This window comes from Dermabacter sp. HMSC08H10, from assembly GCF_001807585.1.
In the GTDB taxonomy this organism is placed as follows: Bacteria; Actinomycetota; Actinomycetes; order Actinomycetales; family Dermabacteraceae; genus Dermabacter; species Dermabacter hominis.
Genome location: NZ_KV789415.1, coordinates 19,280 through 42,371, shown reverse-complemented (window position 1 = coordinate 42,371; position 23,092 = coordinate 19,280). Strand labels below are relative to the sequence as shown.

Sequence of the window (23,092 nt, the reverse complement as noted above, 5' to 3'; positions counted from 1 at the left end):
CTATTCCTCGATCACTGCCTTCATGAGGTCTCGCGCGATGGGGGTGGCAACGGCGCTTCCGTAGCCACCCTCCTCGACGACAACGGCCACCGCCACCTTCTTATCGCCCTTCATGGCATAGCCAACGAACCACGAGTGCGGCTTTTTCCCTTTCGCCCACTGCGCCGTTCCGGTTTTTCCGCCGACCTCGGCGCCGTCGATCTGAGCGCGCTTTGCCGTTCCATCCGTCACCGTTGCTTCCACCATTTGCCGCATCTGCGCGGCGTGAGCGGCGGACAGCGGCTGGCTCTTCTCGCGCGGAGCGAGTGCCTTGACCTCTTTGAGGTCGCCCGTGCGAACAGACTTGACGAGCTGGGGTTCCATGACGATGCCGTCGTTGGCGAACGAGCCCGCCATCATTGCCATCTGCAGGGGGGTCACCTTGTCCTCGTATTGCCCGATCGAGCTCAGGGCGAGTTGTGCATCGTCCATATCGGAGGCCATCGACGATGGTGTCACCGAAAGCGGGATCTGCATTTTCGTGCCGAATCCGTATTCCGCGGCCTTGTTCTTCAGAGCGTCTTCGCCGAGCTGGACGCCGAGCATCGCGAACGAGGTATTGCAGCTTTGCTGGAGCGCCGACTGCAAGCTCGACACGTCGTTCGGGCCGCACGGGGAAGTATCGCCGTTCGGGTGGTTCGACATCGACGTGGACGAGTTCGGGAGCTGATAGCTTCCGGGCCCGGGAATTTCCGATTCGGGAGTGTAGCTGCCGGATTCGAGCGCTGCCGCGGCGACGAGGAGCTTAAACGTCGAGCCCGGCGGGTAGAGGTTACCCGCAATCGCCCTGTTATTCAGAGGCTTATTTGGGTCGTCATTGAGTTTGGACCACGCCTTGCGGACAGACTTCGAATCGTGTGAAGCCAGGGCGTTCGGATCGTAGCTCGGGGTCGAGACCATCGCGAGAATCGCGCCTGTATCGGGGTCGATTGCAACGGCCGCGCCGCGATGGTCGCCGAGAGCCTCGTAGGCGGCCTTTTGCGCCTTCGCATTGATCGTGAGTTCGACTTGCGCGCCCTGGGGGTCGTGGCCCGAAAGCACGGTCATGAGGCGGTCGTAGAAGAGAGAGTCGGCCTTGCCCGAAAGCTCTTCGTTCATGGCTTTTTCCATGCCGCCGAAGCCGTACACGACGCTGTAGTAGCCCGTGACGGGTGCGTACGGGCCCGGCTCAGCGTATTCACGCTTGAGCCCGTAGCGGTTGTTGACTTTCGTGCTGGAGGCAACGGCAACACCGTCGACGACGATCGGCCCGCGCGGCCGCCCAAACTCGTTGTAGATCGTGCGCGCGTTGCGGCCGTTCGCGTTGAGTTCCTCCGCTTTGATGACCTGGAAATAGGTGGTGGAGCCGAAGAGGAAGAGGAGCAATACGGTGAGCACGAGCGAGACGTGGCGAAGCGGTTTGTTCATGCTGTGACCTCCGCACTCATCGCGTGCGGCGCGCGTTGATCGGCCGCGACGTGCTTTTCGGTTTCGCCAAGGCTGCGTGCCGCGGGCCTTCGTGCGGCGTCGCTCAGTTTCATGAGGAGCCCCACGATGATCCAGTTGGCCACGAGGCTTGAGCCGCCCGCGGCCATGAAGGGAAGCGTGAGGCCGGTCAGGGGAATCACGCGCGTCACGCCACCCACGACGATGAACGTTTGAAGGCCCAGAGTGAACGAGAGCCCGGCCGCGATGAGTTTCCCGTAACCGTCGGAAATGCCGACCGCTGCGCGCAGCCCGCGCTGCACGATAATCGCGTAGAGCGTGAGAAGCGCGAACACGCCCACGAGCCCCACCTCTTCGGCGACCGACGCGAAAATGAAGTCAGACTGCGCGAACGGAACGGTGTCCTGGCGGCCTTCGCCGAGGCCGACGCCGAACAGGCCGCCATTCGCGATGCCGAAGATGCCGTTGTTAATCTGCCCGCAGTTGCTGAAGTTTCCGCTGCCCATGGGGTCGAGCCAGCACTCGAAGCGGCGCTGCACGTGACCGAGCTTGAGCACGTAGTAGATTCCCGGGGGTGCGAACATGAGGGCGCCGATGATGAACCAGCTCAGGCGGTCCGTTGCGGTGTACAGCATGACGACGAAGAGCCCGAAGAACAACAGGGACGTGCCAAGGTCATTTTGGAAGACGAGAACGGCGGTCGCGCCGGCCCACGCGAACAGGAGCGGGCCGAGATCCGACCAGCGGGGCAGGGTAATGCCAAGGACGCGCGGTCCCGCTAGGGCCAGTGTGTCGCGCCTCGAGACGAGGAAGCCGGCGAAGAACATCGCGAAGAGGATCTTCGCGACTTCGGCGGGCTGGAATGAATAGCCCGCGATCCGGATCCAAATCCGTGCGCCATAGTTGGCGGCGCCAATGCCGGGGGCAAGCGGCAGGAGTAGGAACAGGAGTCCGACGGCACCTGTGATCCAGGTGTAGCGGCGGAGCTGGCGGTGATCCCTCATGAGCATGAGAACGGCGACGACGCACGCGAGGCCGAGCGCTGTCCACATGACCTGGCGCGAGGCGAAACCATGCGCCCAGGACGTGTATTTCTCGTAGACGAGATCCACGCTCTTGATCGTGGCGAGGCCGATGAGGTTGATCAGGAGAGCGGTGGGCAGGAGCAGCGGATCGGCATACGAGATGCGCGCTGCCGCAACGATGTACACGATGAGCGCCCCGACACCGAGCCCGCCAATCTGCCACCAGGTTGATGTGGCGATCTGTTCATTGCGCCCGAGGTCGACGAGGACGTTCGCGCCGAGACCGATCGCGAAGGCAGCCAGAAGCAGAACAAGGTGCAAGATGCGCCGTGTTCGTGTCTGGTAGCTGATGACCGTCGCCATTAGCGCCCGCCGTCCGAGGGAGCCTGGCCGGTTTCGGCCCCGCCGCCACTATCGCTTGCGCCGGTCTGCGGGTCTTTCGAGAGGCGCCCCTCCGCCGCGAGCTGCGCGACGATGCGGTCGGCGTCGTCTCTGTTCTTTGCGCTGATGGTGTTTGTGACCTGGGTTTGGGTCACGGGTTGAAGGTCGCTGAGGACCACGTCGGTGACGGCCTCTTCGTGGGAGAGCGAGAGGGGGCCGAGGTCTTGCGCGATGCCCTTGTAGATGACGACCTGTGAGCCGTTGGTGCCGACGTAGTACTGATCTTGCGTCCAGTTGTAGGCGAACCAGGCACCACCGACGAGAAATGCGGCGATGAGGGTGAAGAGCGCCGCCACCGGCCAGTTCGAGCGCCGCGGGGGTTCCTCTTCGTAGTCTTCGTCTTCGTACGGCGCCTCTTCGCGCGTGAGCGCGGCGGCGCGTGCGGCGGGTCCCGTCGCGGCGGTGGGGCGATGGCGGTCGCGGGCGGCGGCACCAACGACGATGTTTCCACTCGAGGGCCCGGGATCGCCCTTGTGAAGGTCATCGATGTCGATGACGTCGGCGATGACGCACGTGATGTTGTCGGGGCCGCCCGCTTTGAGGGCGAGTTCGACGAGGTGCTCGGCGCATTCATCGGGGTCGTCGATGCTCGAGAGGACGTCGCTGATGGTTTCGAACGAGACGAGCCCCGAGAGGCCATCGGAGCACAGCATCCAGCGGTCGCCTGGGACGGCTGGTTTGAGGCTCAGGTCGAGTTCGGGATCGGCGTCGACATCACCGAGGACGCGCATGATCATAGAGCGCTGCGGGTGGCGTTCAGCTTCTTCCGGGGTGAGGCGCCCTTCGTCGATGAGGCGCTGCACGAACGTGTGGTCTTTTGTGACCTGGGTGCACGTGCCTTCGCGCACAAGGTAGGCGCGGGAGTCACCGATGTGGACGAGCGCGAACTTATTGCCCGCGCGCAAGAGCGCGGTGACGGTCGTGCCGAGGCCCGCGAGGAGGGGTTCTTCGCGTGCGCGCCGCAGGATGGCATCGTTTGCGTCAAGGACGGCGCCCTCGAGTGCGGCGACGATGTCGGTTCCAGGTGCGTCGGTTTCGAGTTCCGCAAGCGTGCCCACGGCGACTGAGCTGGCGACGTCGCCACCGGCGTGGCCCCCCATCCCGTCGGCGACGACGAGAAGGTGGGAGCCGGCATAGCCGGAGTCCTGGTTGTTCGAGCGTACGAGCCCGACGTCTGTTTTCGCTGCGTAGCGCAACGCGATGGTCATCGGGGGCCTCGCCTCAATTCAATCTGAGTGTTGCCGATCGTGATGGCGGCGCCTGGCTTGAAGGGCGCGGCGGCTCCTTCGAGGGGCTTGCCAGCGAGGGTCGTGCCGTTAGTTGAGCCCAGGTCCTCGACGTACCACTCGCCATCGTGAGGGAATACGCGCGCGTGGCGGTTGGACGCGTATTCGTCGGAAAGCACGAGGGTGCATTCCGGGGCGCGGCCGATGAGGATCGGCGAGGCCGCGAGGCGGATCGTGGTGCCGCGAAGGGGGCCTGCGGTGACGACCAGCTGGGTTTGAACCGCGTTCGGATCGGTGGTTTTTTGACCTTGTTGGAGAGCGGAAGGGTCGCTCACCGTGCGTCTCTCGGCGCCTGCTTTTCGGCCGCTTCCGCCGCGCGTGATGACCGTGGTTCCGAAGAGGTCGTTGCGCAGGACGAGGAGCGCAACGATCACGAAGAGCCACAGCGCAACGACGAAACCGAAGCGCAGGACGATGAGGGTTAGCTCGCTCACGCGGACCTCACCACTCGGAGGGCGCGCCCGTAGGCAAAATGACGGTGAGACGCGTGCGCCCGATGCGGATCGTCGCGCCGTCGGGGAGCCCGGTGGGGGTCGTAATGCGCTCGCCGTTCACGAAGGTGCCGTTCGTGGAGCCAAGGTCCGTCGCGGTCATCGATGTGCCGTCAACGCGGAGTTCAAGGTGGTGGCGGCTCACGCCCGTGTCGTCGAGGATGATGTCGCTATCGCCGCCGCGGCCGATCACGGTGACGCGGCCCGTGAGGAGGTACTGCTGGCCGTCGATTTCGAGGATCGGCTGGAAGTTTTCGCCGCCCGTCGTCGCCGGTGCGAGCGAGGAGCGCTCGGTGCTCGATTCGGTTTCGAAGCGCCCGGCCTTGACGTCATCGTCGCGCTTGAGCGCGACGGTTACGTTCCCCACAAACAGGTATTTCTGCTGATCGGCGTGATCGACGAGGATCCGCTGGAGTTCATCAACGAGGGTGTCCTCCCACGAGGCGAACCGTTCGTAATCCACCGAGTTGAGGTACACGGAGTACGTGTTGGGTGCGAGCGTGCGGGCGCGGTCGAGGACCTGAATCTGATCGTCGCATTCGCGCTTGAGCCCTTGGGCGAGGTCGAGTGGCTTGATGCTGCCGCCGCGCGAGAACACGTTCGACACTCCGCGGTCGAGGCTGCGCTCGATTCGGTCGAGAAAACTCAACGTGGGTCTCCTTGGGTAAACGTCGTACGCCGCGAGTCTATCGCGTGTCATGCACGCACGATTCGTTCAGATGTAATGATGTGGTGGAGGATTGGTGCATGAGTGATGTGCACGCGAATCCCGCCCACGTTGATCCGGAGTCTCTTGAGCCGCTTCTTTCGTCCTTGAGTTTTGATTCGGCCGTTGGCCTCATCAGTTCCGACGGTCGCTTAATCACCGCGTACGGGGATCTTGACCGAGTGTTCCCGCTCGCGAGTGTCTCGAAGCTGATCGCGACGTACGCCGCGCTCGTCGCAATCGATCGCGGAGCCCTTGCCCTTGATGACGCTGCAGGTGAAGAGACTCCGCAGGGCTGCACTGTCGAACACCTGCTCGCCCACGCCGCCGGTTACGCGTTCGAGGGCGGGGAGTTCCTTGCCGCGCCGGGAAAGCGCCGCATGTACACGAATGCGGGGATCGAGCAGCTCGGGCGCGTCGTCGCGCGCGCGGTCGGAACGGATTTTGACCGGTGGGTGTGCGAGAGCGTGACGGAGCCGCTCGGGATGGAGACCGTCGAGGTAGCCGGCTCGCCCGCCAAAGATTACCGCGCAAGCATCGAGGATCTTCTTGTACTTGGCCGGGAGTTCTTGACTCCCACGCTCATTTCTTCCGAGCTCGCCGAATCAGCGCATCGCCCCCATTTCCCGGGCCTTTCCGGTGTGCTTCCCGGTTACGGCCGCCAAAGCCCGAATGACTGGGGTCTGGGTGTGGAGATCAAGGGGAAGAAGGAGCCGCACTGGACGGGCGCGCTCAACTCGGCCCGCACGTTCGGGCACTTCGGGCAGTCGGGGTCGTTCCTCTGGGTTGACCCGGAAGCGATCCCGGGTGGGCTCAGCGCGGCATTTTTGTCGTCGAAGCCGTTTGGCGAGGAGCACGCCGGCGTGTGGCCCGCTCTCAACGACACCCTCGTTCGCGCGGCGCGAGCTCGTTCCTGAACAGCAATAGTGTTCATTAGGTCACTATTGTGGAGTGACGACACGAGGCGAGAGGACGAGCAATGCAGCAGGCCATCAACGAGGCTAGGGACCGAGGGCTCCGCATTATTGTCGCGGGCGGTGACGGTTTTTGCGGCTGGCCTACGGCGCTGTACCTCTCGAAGCAGGGGCACGAGGTCACGATTATTGACTCCCTTGTGCGTCGCGACATCGATGACGAACTCGGCTCGAACTCAGTGACCCCGATTCTCCCTCTCGAGCAGCGAGTCGCCGCATGGGAGGAAGTCTCGGGTTCACGTATCGACGTTCGGATCGGCGATCTTAGCGACTACGAGTTTCTGAGCGCAGTCGTCACCGACGTGCAACCCGAGGCCTTCGTGCACTTCGCCGAACAACGAAGCGCCCCGTACTCGATGATCGACCGTGAGCACGCCATTTACACGCAGCGCACGAACGTCGAGGGGACGCTCAACGTGCTCTGGGCGATCCGCGACTACGCTCCCGAATGTCACCTCGTGAAGCTCGGGACGATGGGCGAATACGGCCAGCCCAATATCGACATCGAGGAAGGCTTCATCGAGATCGAGCATCGCGGCCGCAAGGACCGCCTGCCGTTTCCGAAGCAACCGGGCAGCTTCTACCACCTCTCCAAGGTGCACGACAGCGACAACATCATGTTCGCGTGCAAGATCTGGAATATCGCCGCGACCGACCTCAACCAGGGCATCGTCTACGGGCTCCACACGAATGAGACCCGCATGGACCCCCGCCTCGTGAATCGCTTCGACTATGACGCGGTGTACGGCACGGCGCTCAATCGCTTCCTCATTCAGGCAGCCGTCGGCCACCCCCTCACGGTGTACGGGGAAGGCTCCCAAACACGTGCGTACCTCAATATCGAGGACACCGTGCGGTGCATCGAACTCGCGTGCACGAACCCCGCGCAGCCTGGAGAGTTCCGCGTGTTCAACCAGTTCACCGAGTCCTTTAGCGTCGAGGAACTCGCCGTCAAAGTCGTCGCAGCAGCCTCGACGCTCGGGATCGATGCTCAGATCAATCACGTCGAGAACCCGCGCGTCGAGAAGTACAACCACTACTACAACGCGGTCAACACTCGCCTCATTGACCTCGGCCTTGAGCCGCACCTTCTTACGGAGGGTGTGCTCGCCGAGATTCTCGAGGTGGCCCGCACACATGCGGGGCGTGTGAGGAACGAGCTGATCCTCCCGAGCGTGACGTGGCGCTAGCAGACTCCGCCGCCCGCGGCCGGATGCGCGTGCTCCTCGTGACCGAGACGTTCGTGCCGAGCGTTGACGGGGTCGTCACGCGCCTGAGCCACCTCGTCGATCATCTCCTTAGCGAGGGGCACGAGGTGGAGATCATCGCGCCGGGGCTCGGCATCGACGAATACGAGGCAGCGTCGGACCCCAAGAACTCACGCCGGAGCCCTGGCGCCCCCATTCACGGCGCCTCAACCGTGCGCGTGCCCTTTTACCCGAGTCGGCCCTGGTCGCTCCCCACACCCTCGGTGCACCGCATGACCGAGCGAGTGGTGCGGGAGTTTCGCCCCGACGTCATTCACGCCGCTCAGCCGATCCTGCTGGGACGCGCGGCCGTTCGCGCCGCCCGCCGACACCGCATTCCTCTCGTCGCGAGCTACCACACGAATCTTCCCGCCTATCTTTCGCGCTACCGCGCATGGGCGTGGAGCGCACCACTCATCGCGCGCGCAACCCGCCGCATGCACCGCGATGCCCAGATCAATGCCGTCACGAGCGAGGCCATGCGCAGCGAGGCTCGTGCACTCGGGCTCGAGCACGTGCACGTCGTGCGCAGGGCAGTGGACACGCGCCTCTTCCACCCCGGTGATAGCCCGACGGCCGCTTTGCCTTGCGACAACCAAGATTCCAGGTTGCGGCTGCTTTTCGTCGGGCGGCTTGCGGCCGAAAAAGACCTCACCCGACTCGTGCCCCTCATGCACCGCCGCGATGATCTAGAGCTCACGCTCGTGGGCGATGGGCCACAGCGCGCCAACCTCGAACGCGATTTTCGCGGAACCCGCACACACTTCGCAGGGGTTCTCCGCGGCGAAAAGCTTGCGCAGACCTACCGCGACCACGACCTGTTCGTATTTCCCTCCGTGACCGAGACACTTGGCCTCGTGCTACTGGAGGCGATGGCCTCGGGCCTGCCGCCGCTCGCCGCACGCTCAGGCCCGACGATGGAGCAAATTGTTGATGGCGACACGGGGTTCCTGTTCAGCGACGAGAACGAACTCGAACGCTGTCTCGAGGCGCTCGCGGGTGAACGAGGTGCACGGATAAGGGCGTCCGTGGGTGCCGCAGCGCGCCGCGAAGCCGAAAAGCATTCGTGGGCAGCCGCGAGCGAAGATTTCGTGGACCTGTACCGCCGTGCGCTCGCGGGCGGATAGGGCGACGAGATCTACTTCTTAGTGCCGTACAGCAGCCAGGTTGGGCGCGTGGTTGCGATCCAGCGCATTCCCGCGACCGCGAGGATCGACACGATGCCGAGCAGAATCGCCGGGGTGTAGTTTCGCGTTGCGGGCTCGGTCTCCGGTTGCAGCGCGAGCGTGAGCGCCACGGCAACCCCGACGGTGGCTACGCCAAGGACGATGCCGACGACCATAAAGGTGCGCGCGAATGTGCGCAGCCACGCCTCGCCGTCCGCTGGGTACCCCACTCCCGCGCGGTGTTTCTTTGCGGCGATGCCCGCGATGCATCCCGCAACGAGCGCGCCAATCACCCATGCAACGAAAAGTCCGAGCGAAAGCCACCACGTGATTTGCGAGGCGGCAAGCCCTGCGAGGACGCCCGCGAGGGCGCCAAGCAACCCGAGGCGCGCGAGGAAGGCCGCGCCTTCGGCGTCGGTGTCGAGGTTCGGCGGGAAAGCCGCGAACGCGTCGGCACCGTAGCCTTGGGCGTTCCAGTCCTGCGACTCGCTCATGAGGTCATCCCTTCGGTGAGGCCGCTGCCTTTGCTGCGGCGGGCAATGCGGCGATGATGCGTTCAAGGATATCGGGAGTGTGGGCCCTAGAGACGAAATACGCCTCAAACGCGCTCGGCGGCATGTAGATGCCCTGGGCGAGCATCGCGTGGAAGAACCGAGCGAAGGCATCGGTGTCCTGGGATTTTGCGTCCTCATAGCAGCGCACGTCGCGATCGGTGAAGAACACGGAGAAGAGGGTGCCGAAGCGGTTGATCGAGTGCGGCACGCCTTCGGCGCTCAGCGCGTCGTCGAATGCAGAAATGAGGGTTGTTGCCGAATCGTTGAGCTGCGCGTAAAGCGCGCCATCGAGCTGGCTCAACGTCGCGATGCCCGCGGCGGTTGCGAGAGGGTTACCCGAGAGAGTGCCCGCTTGATAGACGGGGCCGAGGGGAGAGAGGCGTTCCATAATGTCGGCCCGGCCGCCGAAGGCGCCCACCGGCATGCCACCGCCGATGACCTTGCCGAAGGTCACGAGATCCGGCACGACGCCATCGATCCCGTGGGCTCCCGTAGCGCTCGCGCGAAAGCCGGTCAGGACTTCGTCGACAATGAGGAGCGCACCGGCCGCGTGCGCCTCATCGAGGAGGAATGCGTTGAAGTCGCCCGGGTCGATGACGCCCATGTTGCACGGGGCGCCCTCGGTGATCACCGCGGCGATGTTCTCTCCGTGTTCGGCGAACGCTTCGCGCACCGCCTCGCGGTCGCCGTAGGGAAGCACGAGAGTTTCGGCAGCCGTCGGATCCGTGACTCCCGCCGAGCCCGGCAGTGAGAACGTGGCTACCCCCGAACCTGCCTCCGCGAGCAGCGAATCGACGTGGCCGTGGTAGCAGCCCGCGAACTTCACAATGAGATCGCGCCCCGTGAAGCCGCGCGCGAGGCGCAGTGCGCTCATGGTTGCCTCGGTTCCCGAGTTCACCATGCGAAGCTTTTCGACCGCGGGGACGCGATCGATCACGAGTTCGGCGAGGCGAATTTCGCCCTCGTGGGGAGCGCCGAAGCTCAGCGAGTGCGCCGCGGCCTCAGTGACGGCGTTGACGACGGTCGCCTCGGCATGGCCGAGAATCATCGGTCCCCATGAGCCCACGAGGTCCACGTATTCGTTTCCCTCGGCGTCCGTGAGGAGCGCACCGTTGCCACTCACGAGGTACGGGGGAGTGCCGCCCACGCTCCCGAAGGCGCGCACGGGCGAATTCACCCCGCCGGGAATGACGTGCTGCGCGCGGGCGAAGAGTTCGGCGTTCGTGGGCATCAAGACCTCCTAGATTGAGCGGTGATCAGGCGAATTCGCGAAGGTGAGGGGGAAGATCGGCGAGGAGCTTCGCTGCGTACGGCGCGTAGTAGGTGAGCACGTGGGCGGCCCCCGCTCGCTTGAATGCCAGGAGAGACTCGAGAACTGCGCGATCGCGGTCAAGCCAGCCGTTCTCGCACGCCGCCTCGATCATCGCGTACTCGCCAGAGACCTGGTAGGTGCCAACGGGAACGGGGCTCGCGGCCGCAACGTCGGCAAGCACATCGAGATAGGGCAGCCCGGGCTTGACCATGATCATGTCGGCGCCCTCGCCGAGGTCGAGCTCGAGCTCGCGAAGCGCCTCGCGCCCGTTCGCCGGATCCTGCTGGTAGGTCTTGCGATCGCCCGTCAGTGACGAATCGACGGCTTCGCGGAACGGCCCGTAGAACGCGGAGGCATACTTCGCGGTGTAGGCGTAAATCGCGACGTTCGTGAAGCCTTCCGAATCGAGCGCGTCGCGGATAGCGGCGATCTGGCCGTCCATCATGCCCGAGGGGGCAACAACGTGGGCACCCGCGCGCGCCTGAGCGAGGGCCATCTCGCGATAGACCTCGAGCGTCGCGTCATTGTCCACGCCACCATCCTGGTCGAGGACCCCGCAGTGGCCGTGATCCGTGAATTCATCGAGGCACAGATCGGCCATCACCAGCAGCGAATCGCCGAGCTCGTCACGCAGGCGCGAGATAGCGACGTTCAGAATCCCGTTCGGGTCGGTTGCGCCGGATCCGACGGCATCCTTCTTCTCGGGGATGCCAAACAGCATGATGCCGCCAAGACCGAGGTCGGCGGCTTCGCGGGCGGCCGTGACGAGGGAATCGAGCGAATGCTGCACGACGCCGGGCATCGACGCGATGGGGCGAGCCTCGCTCGCACCCTCGCGCACGAATGCCGGAAGAATGAAATCGGCGCTGCGCAGGGTCGTCTCGCGATTAAGACGGCGCATCGCGTCGCTCGCGCGAAGGCGGCGGGGGCGATGGAAGGGGCGCTTCACGGTCATTACTCGGTGTCCTTTCCCAGTACTTCGGCAACGGCTTCAGCGAGCGCGCGATCACTTGGATCTTTCGCGACCGCTGCAACCGGGAGATTCACGCTGATCGCCGCTTCCTCGCTCGGCTTGCCGATCACGACGAGTTTCGTACTCTCGTGGATCGCGAGCTGTGAGAGAGCGCGCACGATCATGGGGCTCGTCGCGACGACGGCGCTGAAGCCGCCTGCGGCGAGATTGTCGACGACGTCGCGCGGTTGTGGGATCGTCTTGGGGCGGTAGGCGGTCTCGCGCTGGACGTCGTATCCGGCCATGCGGAGCGCGAGCTCGAGCTGCGGCGCGGCAGCGGAACTCACGGGATAGAAGATGCGCTGAGCGAGTCCGTCCCCACCCTGCTGATTGACGGGGAAGACATCGATGAGAGAGGCGGCGCTTCCTTGTGCGATGGTCTCGACCTCGAGGCCCGCTTCGCGCGCGGCAGCTGCCGTCGCTTCGCCGACCGCAGCGGCCTTGAATTCCTGGACGGCGGGAAGCTCCGACCATTCGGGCAACGCTCGAAGCGCTTTGACCGTCGTGACTGACGTGAGGAGAAGCCAATCGAACTCGCCGTGCGCGAGGTCGCGAAGGGCATCGCGCAGATCGGCGTCCGTTTCGAACGAGAACTCCGTGAACGGAGAATGCACGGCCTCAAAACCGCGAGCGTTGAGCTCCGCGACGAGGCCTTCGCCGCGCCCCTCGGGGCGCGTCACAAGAACGGGTGCTGTCATGCTAGCCACTCCTCAGCAAGTAGATCTCGGGCGCCAGCGGCGAGCATGTCCTCCGCAAGCGCCCTGCCCGCGGCCTCGGCCGAGGCCGCCGTCACCGGTGTATCCGTGCGGCTTTCGCGAACAAGATGCGTGTTTCGACCGTATACCCCGGCCTTGAGAACGAGTCGATTATCGTCCGTGACCTCGGCGAATGCGGCGACCGGCGCCGAGCAACCCGCCTCGAGCGCGCGCAAGAGAGTGCGCTCGGCGATCGTCGCAAACCTGGTCGGAAGGTGATCGAGCGCCTCGAGCGCGCGAGCGAGGTCGCTTTCGCGGTCGAGATCCTCGCGAACCTCAACCGCGAGCGCCCCCTGCGCGGGCGCAGGCAGAAACTGCCACGGATCGAACGATTCGGCGATGCGGTTCCCAAACCCGAGCCTATGCAGGCCCGCCGCGGCGAGAACAACCGCATCGAGCTCTCCCCGCTCGGCATACGCCATACGTGTCTCGATGTTGCCGCGGATCGGAACCACCTCGAGATCGGGCCTCGCGAGCATGAGCTGCGCTGCGCGTCGCGGGCTCCCGGTGCCCACGCGCCCGCCCCGAGGGATCGCGTCGAGGCTCGCAACCCCCGCGCGAGTAACGAGAGCGTCGGCGGGGTTTTCTCGCACGGGAACCGCCGCGAGGCGAATCCCGTCGGCTGGCAGCGTGGGAAGGTCCTTGAGCGAATGGACGACGACGTCGACCTCGCCGGCCAGAAGAGCCTCGCGGACGGCGGAGACGAACACCCCGGTGCCGCCGATACGCGTGAGCGGGCTCGTGCGGTCGCGATCCCCGTGAGTGGACACGTTGACGAGCTGGAAACCGTCGGAATCTCCCTCGCCCCCTGCCACCAACTGACGCGCAACCCACGCGGACTGCGTGCGAGCGAGCGCGGAGGCGCGAGTGCCGAGCCGCATCATGCGAACGTGCCTTCCGGGGTGCGCACGAGGCAGCACTCGAGTCCGCAGTCACCGGTGCGCTTCTCGTTCTCGAGCGCTCCGGGGAGGTCGATCATTGCTTGGCGTTCAAAGCCGGGCGTGACAGCTTCCTGAACGAGGTCGGCGAGGGCACCGATAAAGCGGTCGTCGCTGCCCGAGGTTGCCACTCGCACAAAGGCGAGGCCCTTGTCTTCGGCGGTTTCTTTCGCCTCGGTGTCGAGGTCCCACACGACTTCGACGTGATCGGTTACGAAGCCGATCGGCACGACAACGACAGCCGAGCGTCCCTCGAGCTCATCGATGACGTCGTTGATGTCCGGCTCGAGCCACGGCACGTGCGGTGCACCCGAACGCGATTGGTAGACGAGCCGGTAGTTCTCGGGAGTGTGCGCAGCGCCCAGCTCTTCGCGCACGCGGGCCATGACGTACTCGATCGCTGCTTCGTGCTGAGCGACGTACCAGCCGCCCGAGCCCTTCTCCCACGTGTGTCGTGGCCCCGAGACATCCGCCATGCTCGTGGGAATCGAGTGCGTCGAGAAGAGGATCTCGATCGCTTCGGGCTCGTGCCCGTTTGCGCGGTGCGCCTCCAGTGCGCTCTTCACGCCGTCGACGACGGGCTCGAGGAACCCCGGGTGGTTGTAATACACGCGGGCCTTATCGATCGCGAGCGTCCCCTTCAGCCCAGTCTCGTCGAGGGCTTTGCGGAAATCCTCGTGGTACTGGTGGCAACTCGAGTAGCTCGAGTACGCGCTCGTCACGAGACCCACAACTTTCGTGTGGCCGTCGTCGTGCATGTCGCGGACGGTATCGGCAACGTAGGGCTCCCAGTTGCGGTTGCCCCAGTACACGGGAAGGTCGATGCCGCGGCGCTTCAACTCCGCTTCGAGACGCGCGATGAGGGCGCGATTTTGCTCGTTGATCGGGCTCTTCCCGCCGAGCGCGCGGTAGTGGGTCGCGACCTCTTCGAGGCGCTCATCGGGGATGCCGCGCCCGCGCGTGACATTGCGCAGGAACGGGATCACGTCCTCGTGTTTTTCGGGTCCGCCGAACGAAGAGAACAGCACTGCCGTGTAGGCGCCGCCGTTCTCGGTCACTGCCGCCTCGGTCACAGAAGCACCTCCACGACCTCGTCGAGCTCGGCGATGCGGTGGCCCGTGTGGAAGGGAAGCTCTTCGCGCACGTGCAGGCGTGCCTTCGTGTAGCGCAGGTGGCGCATCATGTCGACGAGCTCCGGGAGGGTGTCGGCCTCAAAGCTCAGGAGCCACTCGTAGTCGCCGAGCGCGAACGCGGCGGTCGTGTTGCCCCACACGTTCGGGTATTCGCGGCCGTACATGCCGTGCTCTTTCATCATCTCGCGGCGCTCATCTTCCTCAAGGAGGTACCAGTCGTAGCTGCGCACGAACGGGTACACGGTGATCCAGTCCTTGCGCTCCTTATCGGCCTCCATGAATGCGGGCTTGTGGCTGCGCGAGAATTCGTGGCCGCGGTGCACGCCCATCGCCTGCCATTCCTTCTCGAGGTAGGTGCCTGCGATCGAGTTCTCGAACAGGCGCAGGGCTTCCTGGAGTGCCTCGGGGCGCTCGGAGGCGAGCCACACCATGAGGTCGGCCTCCGCCCGGAAACCGGAAACATCGTAGAAGCCGAGCACCTCGACGTCTGCACCGGCGAGTGAGGCGACGGTACGCTCGAGATCCTCGAGCACCTGTTCGGGGCTCACGATGCCCTCATCGTTCAGCCCGCCGATCTTGCGGTAGACGGAATAGGCGGTGAAACGGATTTCTTCTGTGACGTCCTCGCTCATGAGTGAGTCCTTTCTTCGTGTGGTGTTGGGCGTTGTCGCGAGGCGAGCTCGCGTGTGAAACGGGTGATGGCCTCAAGCCCGTTGCCGGCGCGCCACGCGCCGGTCAGCTCGAGGTGGGGGAGGGCGGCGCCCGCTCCCGTATCGCGCTCGAGAGCGTGTGCGAGTGTCTCGAGGGCGGCTGTGTGGCCCGGGCCGGATTGGCGCATCGTGCCGGTCCAGTCGGTGAGGGCCCAGTTCGCGACGGAAAGGTCCGACGGCTCCATCCCGAATATTGCGGCCGCATCGTCGATCGCGAGCCACGGGAACTGTTCGGGCCCCGGCAGCTCTCCATCCTCGCCGGGGCTGTAGGAGAGCCGAACGACGGCGCGTCCGGGCTTCGAGGCGTTGGCGGCTCGGTGGATGTGCTCCCACTTGGCGCTCGCGTGAGTCATGGCCTTCGCGCGGATTGAGGTGGCGGCGGGAGCGACGAGGACGCCGTTGCCGCGCGGCTTCGCATTCAATTCTGGATTATCGAGCACGAGCGTGGCGAGGCGAACCGGGGTTGCGGGCGCGAGAGGGATGAGGCTTGCGATGTGTGGCGCGGGGGCACTGAGGAGGTGTTGCGCGAGTTCGGGTCCCGTGGCGATGACGATGCTGCGAGCCTTGAATTCGCGCGTGAAAGCTGCCGCTCGGGTCCCGGCAGTCACGGTCCAGGTGCCGTCGGCGCTCGACGCACGCAGTCCAAGCGCGGGGGTCTGGGTGAAGATCTGGCCCCCGTGCTCTTCGATGTCGCGCGCGAGCGCCTTCGGCAGCTCCGCCATCGACGGCGCGAGCGAATGCACCGCGGAACCCGAGCTTGAGCGCGCCCCTCGCTTCTCGAGGATCTCTTCGATCGCTTTGCGCGCGCTCCCGAGCGCCTGCACCCTTTCTGGAAGCGTTGGCATGACGGCGCGTAGCTCGAGTTTTTCCGGGTCCGCGGAGTGCACGCCACGAATGATGGGAGCGACGAGGCGCTCGAGGACTTTTCTGCCGTAGCGCGCGGTGACGAATTCTGCGACCGTCACGGACTCTTCCGAGGCGCGGGAGGCGGGAACGAAACGCTCGCACCACGCGCGCAGCGCTCCCCAGAACCCGAGGGCCTCACGAACATCCGTGGCGAGTGGGCGGGCGGGCATGCCCAAAACGGCATTGCGCGGGGAGGCGTAGGCGTGCGTGTCTCCAACGATGAAGCTCGACCCCGTCGCCGGGGACACGACCTGCTTTTCGAGCCCGAGGTCTTTCACGAGCGAAAGCATATTTCCGCCGCCGATCGCGAAGGCCTCCGCCCCCGTGTTCGCCTCGATTCCCTCGAGCGTGTGCGACCACACGGCTCCACCAACGTGGTCGCTGGCCTCGAGAAGAACAACCGTGTCACCGCGCATCGCGCGTTCGCGCGCGTAGATAAGTCCAGAAACTCCACCACCGACGACAACGGTGTCAAGCGTGCGCATTGCAGGTACTCCTACTGCTCGTGGATGAAGGCCACGAGATCGGTGAGGACATGCGGGTCCGTCTGAGGTGGCACCCCGTGGCCGAGGTTGACGACGTGCCCGGCGGCAGCGCGGCCCTCGCGCACGATGCGCTCGGCCTCGGTGAAGCGGGCTTTTTCCGAGGAGAACAGGAGGGCCGGGTCGAGGTTTCCCTGCAGGCCCGTGCCCGCCGGGAGGGTTTCAACGGCGGTGGGAATGGGGGTGCGGTGGGCGAGTCCGACGGTTGTCGCACCTGCCTCGAGGATGGCGGTGAGCATGTGCCCCGTGCCAACGCCAAAGTGGGTCCGGGGCACATCGAGGTCCTGGACGTAGGTGAAGGTGTGCGTGGAAAAAGGCAGGACGTGGGTGCGGTAGGTGGCTTCGGAGAGGGAACCCGCCCACGAGTCGAAAAGCTGGACAGCGCTCGCACCCGCTTCAACCTGGGCGCGGAGAAACTCGCCCGAGATATCAGCGACCCACTGGGCGAGGCGGCCCCACAATTCGGGCTCGGCGCTCATCAGTGCGCGGGTGCGAAGGTGGTCGCGGCTCGGGCGCCCCTCAACCATATAGCTCGCGACCGTAAATGGAGCACCGCAGAAACCGATCAGAGGGGTGGAACCGAGTTCCGCGACGGTAAGGCGCACGGCCTCACGAATCGGCTCGAGAGCGGTGCGGTAGACGTCGTCGACCGAGGGAAGCTTGTCGATATCCGCTTTAGAACGCACGGGGTGGGCGAGCACGGGTCCAACACCGGGTTCGATGCTCACGTCGATGCCCGCAAGCTTGAGCGGGACCATGATGTCGGAAAAGAAAATGCCGGCATCGACACCGTGCCTGCGCACCGGTTGAAGTGTGATTTCCGCGGCAAGCTCGGGCATGAGGCAGCTCTCGAGCATGCCGATACCTTCTCGAACCTTGCGGTATTCGGGTAGGGAGCGCCCCGCCTGGCGCATGAACCACACACTTGGCGGCGCGTCAGCAACGGCCGACCCTTGCCCGGCTAGGCGTTGCACAAGAGCGCTTTCGCGCGGCGAATTCGAAGCTGTCATGGCATCACGTGAACGGTGAGAGAGAGGCAAAGTAGCGTGGTCATCGCCTCTATTGTGCCCGATGTCGATGAGAAAGACGTCCCAGCTGACTTAGGCTAGGTGCATGCTGATTGCCCTGAGAGCGACCCACGACAATCTCGGGCTCGATGGACTCGAGCGCGTCACCCGCGGATCGGCGCAGCTCGATGAACAGCTTGCCGCCCTTAACGAGGGCCACCCCGAACAGCCCCTCACCGGCTGGGTGTGCCTCGCGACGTGCAACAGGCTTGAAATTTACGCGGATGTTGACCTCTTCCACGACGCCATCGATCTCGTCACCCGCGCCGTTCACCACACGAGCGGCCTGCCGCGCGAGGAGGTCGCTCGCATGCTCGTCGTCGATGCCGGCATCATCTCGGCTCGGCACATGTACGAGGTTGCCGCAGGTATGAACTCCCAGGTGCTCGGTGAGGCCGAGATCACCGGCCAAGTGCGGGCGAGCTTCACGAACGCCCTCGCCGCCGGGCACACCACCACGCTCCTCAACGACCTGTTTCAGGGGGCGTTGCGCACCGCAAAGCAAGTCACCTCGAAAACCAAGGTTGGAGCCGCCGGGCGAAGCTCCGTCGCGGTCGCCCTCGACTCCGCGCACCTCTTTCGGACCGAGCTCGAGGGGCGCGACGCTCTCCTGATCGGCACCGGTGCCATGGCCCGCGTGGCAAGCGCCGAGCTCCACCTCAGGGGAGTCGGCAGCCTTCACGTGTTTTCCCCCAGCGGCCGCGCCGAACAGTTTGCCGATTCGCACGGTGCCCTGCCGGTAGCGCCCGAGAATCTCGAAGCGACACTCGCAAAGGCCACCGTCGTCATTGCCGCCTCCGGCGGCGGCACGCATTCGATCGACGCTCCCATGCTCGCCCGCGCCCTTGAACAGCGGGCGACGAGCGAAGACCTCGTAATGCTGGACCTGGCGCTTCACAGCGACATCGAGCCCGCAGCGGTAACACTCCCGGGCGTGCGCGTCATCCCGCTCGAATCGATCAGAGCCGGCGAAAGCGGCCACGGCGAGATCACGCGCGCACGCGAACTGATCGACACCGGCGTCGTACGATTCGAAGAACGCCAGCAGATCCGCGCCGTCGACCCCGCCGTGAGCGCCCTGCGTCGAAGCGTCAAGGAGATGATCGTTCTCGAAGTGGACGAGGTGCGCCGAACCTCCGGCGAAGCCGCAGCTGAACAGGTGCAGCGCTCGCTGGGGCGCGTCTACAAGAAGTTCCTTCATTCCCCGATGGTGCGCGCGCAAGAGCTCGCCAAGACCGGCCAGGCTCATCAGTTCCTCGAAGCCGTCCACACAATTTTTGGGGTGGACGTCTCGGGAACACTGAGCGTCGATGGGACCGGGGCGCCGTCGGAACCGACCGCGCCCACAACAGACGGCCTCGAACGTCCGCCGATGACCGTTGCCACGATGGAGAACATGCGCCGCGAACTGGACGCGATGCAAGCCGCCGAGGCGCGGCAGGCCGCTCAGTCCACGACGCAGGGAGACCAGTATGTTTGACGATCGCGTTGAGATGAGTGAAGGTGCGAGCGAGCGCCTGCGCGCACTCCTGAGCGAGGTGGCCCCGGCTTCAAGCGCGAGCGCCTTCGCGTCGCTTCCCGCGCTCCTCGTCGACGGGGACGACACCCCCGAGGTGATCCATGCGCGCATCGACCTGGCGCTCCTGTGTGCCGCCGAGGGACTGCTCGACAGCGCCCTCTATCAGATCGACGAGCTCACCAAGGACGCCCGCCGCGTGCGGGACCTCTCCGGTGATGAGTCGATAGTCGAGCGCGCGGATGCGGCGCGCGACGCGATCGAATCAGCACACTAGACGTTTGTGCGCTCGCACGCGTCTGTGCGATTTCCCCGTCACCGATTCCAATGGAATTTGGCATCGCGCAACTGGCGGTCAATAGCGCGGTCGAGTGTCGACCCGTACCAAGCGGTGATGTGGTTAGCGTCGAGGAAAACCGTGGAATTGCCAACCGCGGGAACGCACACGCCATCCGGGCAGATCGACAGCACAAGGTCAATCGGTATCGTGCCGGTTCGTGAAACCTGGGCCGCGTCCGGACGCTTTTCAGGCATGTTCGTCGAGATTTGAGCGCTGCAATCCTTGCGGCCATCCGTGTTGGTCTCTCCGCACTCGGTGAGCGAAAAGCTGAGTCGGGGCATGTCGCGAAGCGCGACCACTCGGATCCCCGCGTCCTGAAGCTGCGAGACGAGGTCCCAGACGGAGTCGCTCGTGTATTCCATGCCCTCACCAGCGGGAACGAAGGTCGTGTTCATGACCACCACCTCAGGCTTTTGATCTAGCAGATATGCCAAAGACGCCCTAGTGAAGGATTCGCATTCCGCATTTCCACCAAACCCGGGGGCGCAGCCGCCGAGTAATAGCGAGATCTGCGACCAGCCTGCATCATCCGCGAGGGGCTCAAAGCCGGCGGCCACCTGTTCGACGCGCGAGTTTCCCCAGTACACGATCGTGGGGGAGGACGGAGTTTCTCCTTGACGATACGAGCAGTGGGAGTCGATCTCGCCGGGGACCGGGGTACCGTGCTCCCCGCAACCGGTGCCAGATAGACCCCACCAGTCCTTGGGCGCCTGAGCACTCCCCGGATACTCTGGGGCGTCTTCTTCCACATCTGCGAACGGAGTGAAATCCGGCTCGAGGACATGCGCCCCAGGATTGTTCTTGTAAGCCTCGGCCCGGATTTGCTGCGTGCGGTAGTGCAGGTATTCCTGCGCACCGATCACGGGAAGGAGACCGACGGCCACTGTCACGAGCGCGACCCCAACAGACCTGCGGGTTTTTGCCCCGGCCCATTTCCATCGACGGAACGGGGTGTCGACGAACTTTGTGATGAGCCACGCGAGCGCGAGGCTCGCGATCACGAGGACCACACCGAGCCAGAACGGCGCCTTGGGAATCTCGAGAACTTGTAGCGTCAGCACGAGCAGCGGCCAGTGGGCGAGGTAGAGCCCATAGGAAATTCCGCCTAGCTTCTGGAGGGGCTTCGAGCTGAGGATGGGGTTGTAGCCCATCACCATGATGAACGCTGCTGCCGAGAGTGGCCAGATCGCGAGCCACCCGGGGAATTTCCCGGCGACGTCCACGAGCATTCCCATCGAGACGAGCGCGAGAACGCCCAGCATTGACAAGGCGAACCGCCACGGTCGGCCCTTTGGGCTGTTGGGGTGGAGCGTGTCGGTGCGTTCGGCGATCAGGGGGAGAGCGATTGCCACGAGCCCGCCGAGGCCGAATTCCCAGAAGCGGGCGAACGTATCAAAGTACGCGACCTGCTGATTTGCCGCAGTCTCCATCACTGACCAAATGAAGCTTGCGAGAGTGACGGCTCCGATTGCAATGCCGCTCGAGACCCACACGCGGATGTTGTGCTGATGCTGGCTCTTTGGTGGGAAACGCCTCTCCCATGCCTTGAGGGCAAGTGCCAAAAGAGCGAACAGCAGCGGCCAGGCAAGGAATACTTGCCCCTGGATCGAGAGCGACCAGAAATGCTGGAACGGACTGGCAGACGTGCGATCAGCCGCGTAATAGTCAGTCGCCTGCTCGACCAGCCACCAATTCTCTGCCTGAACGAGGGTGAAGAACGCATCCTTGAGCGTCGGAGCGTATGTACTCGCGGGCAGAAACACGTAGGTCGCTGCCAGAATCGCGAAGGTCACGACGACCGTAGGCGGAAGTAGGCGCTTGAACGTCCTGCCCCAATACCCAACGGCAGCGATAGGCTTCCCTGTCTCCATGCGGCGCACGAATGTTCCGGTGAGGAAGTAGGCCGAGATGAAGAGGAAGACGTCGACGCCGCCGGAAACGCGCCCCACGAAAACGTGGTAGATCACGACGAGGAAGACCGCGAGCCCTCTGAGTCCATGCACGTCGGTGCGGAAGACTCGCTGTTCCTTAGGAGGTTCAGCTCGATGCGCGAGGGGCGGCGTTGCGGTAGAGGGCATGAAAACGTTTCGGTAGTAAGGAGAGGGAGTCTCTCGAGGCTATGGAATTGAGGAGACCTCGGGCGAGAAGACTGCCGTGGCGGCCAAGTAGAGATCATGCGGGTCGGAGACCGCCGTAAGTTCGCGGCACGAGTGCATGGAGAGGATGGGGACGCCCACATCGACAGTCGTCATGCCGAGGCGCGTCGCAGTAATCGGGCCGATTGTGGATCCGCACGGCATTGAGTTGTGCGACACGAACTCCTGGTACTCGATGCCAGCATGGGCGCATGCACGAGCCCAGAATGCGGCCCCGCGAGCGTCGGTCGCGTAGCGCTGGTCGGCGTTAATCTTCAGGATAGGACCCTTGCCAGCTACCGGCTGGTTGGCGGGGTCATGGCGCTCGGGGTAGTTCGGGTGGACTGAGTGGCCGACGTCTGACGACACCACGATCGAGCGGTTAAATGCGCGTCGCCGTTCTTCATCGCTTGCGCCGAGCGCGGAGTAAAGCCGGACAAGAACGTCCTCGAGGAATGGGCCCGCCGCCCCGGAACGGCTTGCGGAACCGACCTCTTCGTGGTCGTTTGCGACGAAGAGGGCAATGTGGTCGTTTGCGGATGCTTCCTGGCCCTTTATCGCCTCGAGTCCCGCAAAAGTGGAGAGGAGATTATCAAGCCGTGCGCTCGCGAGGAACTCTCGTCGGGCGCCAATGAGCTGAGGCTCCTGGGCATCGACCGTCACAATGTCGTAGCCGGCGATGTGCTGCGGATCAACCCCCGCGATCGCGGCGAGATCGGCGAGGACGTCATGCTCGCCACCCTCCGCAAGTCCCGTGATCGGCTGGAGGTGCTTTTGGGCATCGAGCGTGAGCCCATCGCGATTCACCGCTCGGTCCAGATGGACCGCCAGTTGCGGAACCCTCAGGTACGGTCCCGTGTGCACGAGGACTTCCTCGCCGTCCATGAGGACGATGCGACCGGCAAGCGCGAGGTCGCGGTCGAGGAAAGAATTAAACAACGCACCGCCATAGACTTCGACGCCAACTTGGTTGAAACCGTGCGAGGTGATCGAGCTCTTGGGCTTGAGTTTCAGCGCTGGTGAATCCGTATGCGCTCCGAAGATGCGAAGCGCGGTGGTCGAAACGGCCGTATCCGGAACGACAAACGCGATGACGGAGCCATCGCGCGTGACGACGTAGCGTCCACCGGCAGTGACGCTGGTCCAGGATTCGGATTCATCAAGCTCGAGGAAGCCTTGTTCGATGAGGGATGCCTTGACGGTTGCTGCGGCGTGGAACGAGCTTGGCGACTGAGAAACAAAACGCCCGAGTTCCTGGGCAAAAGCTTGGGTGGCTGCAGTGTCAGAGCGGTTCACGTGAAAGTCCCTTCGCTGGAGAGTAGCGTCACAAGTTTACGCGACTACGACTAATCGGGCACTGGGCGGACGTGTG

General features: G+C 64.5%; 21 protein-coding genes. 5 read left to right on the top strand and 16 right to left on the bottom strand.

The features are described 5' to 3' along the window. Genes HMPREF3176_RS00670 through HMPREF3176_RS00650 form a run of 5 tightly spaced genes read right to left on the bottom strand, consistent with a single transcriptional unit; the run spans position 1 to position 5,407 of the window. Entirely contained in the window at positions 1-1,446 is a 1,446-nt protein-coding gene (locus HMPREF3176_RS00670; RefSeq protein WP_070457415.1) for a peptidoglycan D,D-transpeptidase FtsI family protein, read from the bottom strand. Further along, on the bottom strand, positions 1,443-2,852 hold the full coding sequence (locus tag HMPREF3176_RS00665) for an FtsW/RodA/SpoVE family cell cycle protein (RefSeq protein WP_070457413.1): 1,410 nt from the start codon (positions 2,850-2,852) through the stop codon (positions 1,443-1,445). Before HMPREF3176_RS00665 ends, HMPREF3176_RS00670 begins: the two co-directional genes overlap by 4 nt. Beyond that, positions 2,852-4,138, bottom strand: coding sequence for a PP2C family protein-serine/threonine phosphatase (locus HMPREF3176_RS00660; protein WP_070457412.1), 1,287 nt, complete (start codon positions 4,136-4,138; stop codon positions 2,852-2,854). Before HMPREF3176_RS00660 ends, HMPREF3176_RS00665 begins: the two co-directional genes overlap by 1 nt. Continuing rightward, positions 4,135-4,650, bottom strand: a complete 516-nt coding sequence (locus HMPREF3176_RS00655) for an FHA domain-containing protein FhaB/FipA (RefSeq protein WP_070457410.1) — start codon at positions 4,648-4,650, stop codon at positions 4,135-4,137. The genes HMPREF3176_RS00660 and HMPREF3176_RS00655 overlap by 4 nt, the downstream gene beginning before the upstream one ends. 7 nt (positions 4,651-4,657) lie before the next feature. Next, on the bottom strand, positions 4,658-5,407 hold the full coding sequence (locus HMPREF3176_RS00650) for an FhaA domain-containing protein (RefSeq protein ID WP_051120598.1): 750 nt from the start codon (positions 5,405-5,407) through the stop codon (positions 4,658-4,660). Between the two features lie 47 nt (positions 5,408-5,454). On the opposite strand from HMPREF3176_RS00650, the gene HMPREF3176_RS00645 reads away from it, so the two are divergent. The 3 genes from HMPREF3176_RS00645 to HMPREF3176_RS00635 all read left to right on the top strand — a co-directional run bounded on the left by HMPREF3176_RS00645 (position 5,455) and on the right by HMPREF3176_RS00635 (position 8,761). Further along, positions 5,455-6,330, top strand: coding sequence for a serine hydrolase domain-containing protein (locus tag HMPREF3176_RS00645; RefSeq protein ID WP_070435201.1), 876 nt, complete (start codon positions 5,455-5,457; stop codon positions 6,328-6,330). A gap of 62 nt (positions 6,331-6,392) precedes the next feature. After that, positions 6,393-7,577, top strand: coding sequence for an NAD-dependent epimerase/dehydratase family protein (locus HMPREF3176_RS00640; protein ID WP_070457408.1), 1,185 nt, complete (start codon positions 6,393-6,395; stop codon positions 7,575-7,577). After that, complete coding sequence (locus HMPREF3176_RS00635) at positions 7,568-8,761, top strand: glycosyltransferase family 4 protein (protein WP_246826599.1); 1,194 nt, start codon at positions 7,568-7,570, stop codon at positions 8,759-8,761. The genes HMPREF3176_RS00640 and HMPREF3176_RS00635 overlap by 10 nt, the downstream gene beginning before the upstream one ends. Before the next feature lie 11 nt (positions 8,762-8,772). Here the strand turns inward: HMPREF3176_RS00635 and HMPREF3176_RS00630 are convergent, their stop codons facing one another. Genes HMPREF3176_RS00630 through hemE form a run of 9 tightly spaced genes read right to left on the bottom strand, consistent with a single transcriptional unit; the run spans position 8,773 to position 17,672 of the window. After that, a complete protein-coding gene (locus HMPREF3176_RS00630; RefSeq protein WP_070457406.1) occupies positions 8,773-9,294 on the bottom strand; it encodes a hypothetical protein in 522 nt (173 codons plus the stop codon). 4 nt (positions 9,295-9,298) lie between these two features. Beyond that, positions 9,299-10,585 (bottom strand): glutamate-1-semialdehyde 2,1-aminomutase, encoded by a 1,287-nt coding sequence (gene hemL / locus HMPREF3176_RS00625; RefSeq protein ID WP_070457405.1) that lies wholly within the window; start codon positions 10,583-10,585, stop codon positions 9,299-9,301. Between the two features lie 25 nt (positions 10,586-10,610). Then, positions 10,611-11,621: a porphobilinogen synthase gene (hemB, locus tag HMPREF3176_RS00620; protein WP_070457403.1), complete on the bottom strand. Its 1,011-nt coding sequence runs from the start codon at positions 11,619-11,621 to the stop codon at positions 10,611-10,613. Continuing rightward, positions 11,621-12,376 carry a uroporphyrinogen-III synthase gene (locus HMPREF3176_RS00615; RefSeq protein WP_070457401.1) on the bottom strand — a complete coding sequence of 252 codons (756 nt, stop codon included), beginning with the start codon at positions 12,374-12,376 and terminating at the stop codon, positions 11,621-11,623. The genes hemB and HMPREF3176_RS00615 overlap by 1 nt, the downstream gene beginning before the upstream one ends. Next, positions 12,373-13,317: a hydroxymethylbilane synthase gene (hemC, locus tag HMPREF3176_RS00610; protein ID WP_070457399.1), complete on the bottom strand. Its 945-nt coding sequence runs from the start codon at positions 13,315-13,317 to the stop codon at positions 12,373-12,375. Before hemC ends, HMPREF3176_RS00615 begins: the two co-directional genes overlap by 4 nt. After that, positions 13,314-14,444, bottom strand: a complete 1,131-nt coding sequence (locus HMPREF3176_RS00605) for a ferrochelatase (protein WP_070457397.1) — start codon at positions 14,442-14,444, stop codon at positions 13,314-13,316. The genes hemC and HMPREF3176_RS00605 overlap by 4 nt, the downstream gene beginning before the upstream one ends. Beyond that, a complete protein-coding gene (gene hemQ / locus HMPREF3176_RS00600; protein WP_016663327.1) occupies positions 14,441-15,136 on the bottom strand; it encodes a hydrogen peroxide-dependent heme synthase in 696 nt (231 codons plus the stop codon). The genes HMPREF3176_RS00605 and hemQ overlap by 4 nt, the downstream gene beginning before the upstream one ends. Next, on the bottom strand, positions 15,133-16,605 hold the full coding sequence (gene hemG / locus HMPREF3176_RS00595) for a protoporphyrinogen oxidase (protein WP_070457395.1): 1,473 nt from the start codon (positions 16,603-16,605) through the stop codon (positions 15,133-15,135). Before hemG ends, hemQ begins: the two co-directional genes overlap by 4 nt. Positions 16,606-16,616: 11 nt before the next feature. Continuing rightward, positions 16,617-17,672: a uroporphyrinogen decarboxylase gene (gene hemE / locus HMPREF3176_RS00590; protein ID WP_070457393.1), complete on the bottom strand. Its 1,056-nt coding sequence runs from the start codon at positions 17,670-17,672 to the stop codon at positions 16,617-16,619. Between the two features lie 103 nt (positions 17,673-17,775). Between hemE and HMPREF3176_RS00585 the strand changes: the two genes are divergently transcribed. Both HMPREF3176_RS00585 and HMPREF3176_RS00580 read left to right on the top strand, forming a co-directional pair. Beyond that, positions 17,776-19,209: a glutamyl-tRNA reductase gene (locus tag HMPREF3176_RS00585; RefSeq protein WP_070457391.1), complete on the top strand. Its 1,434-nt coding sequence runs from the start codon at positions 17,776-17,778 to the stop codon at positions 19,207-19,209. Further along, entirely contained in the window at positions 19,202-19,522 is a 321-nt protein-coding gene (locus tag HMPREF3176_RS00580; RefSeq protein ID WP_083286147.1) for a hypothetical protein, read from the top strand. Before HMPREF3176_RS00585 ends, HMPREF3176_RS00580 begins: the two co-directional genes overlap by 8 nt. Before the next feature lie 38 nt (positions 19,523-19,560). On the opposite strand, the gene HMPREF3176_RS00575 is transcribed toward HMPREF3176_RS00580, so the two are convergent. Together HMPREF3176_RS00575 and HMPREF3176_RS00570 are read right to left on the bottom strand one after the other, a co-directional pair. Further along, a complete protein-coding gene (locus tag HMPREF3176_RS00575; protein ID WP_083286146.1) occupies positions 19,561-21,663 on the bottom strand; it encodes an acyltransferase family protein in 2,103 nt (700 codons plus the stop codon). Between the two features lie 39 nt (positions 21,664-21,702). Further along, positions 21,703-23,016 (bottom strand): M18 family aminopeptidase, encoded by a 1,314-nt coding sequence (locus tag HMPREF3176_RS00570; RefSeq protein ID WP_070457388.1) that lies wholly within the window; start codon positions 23,014-23,016, stop codon positions 21,703-21,705. Positions 23,017-23,092: the final 76 nt, after the last annotated feature.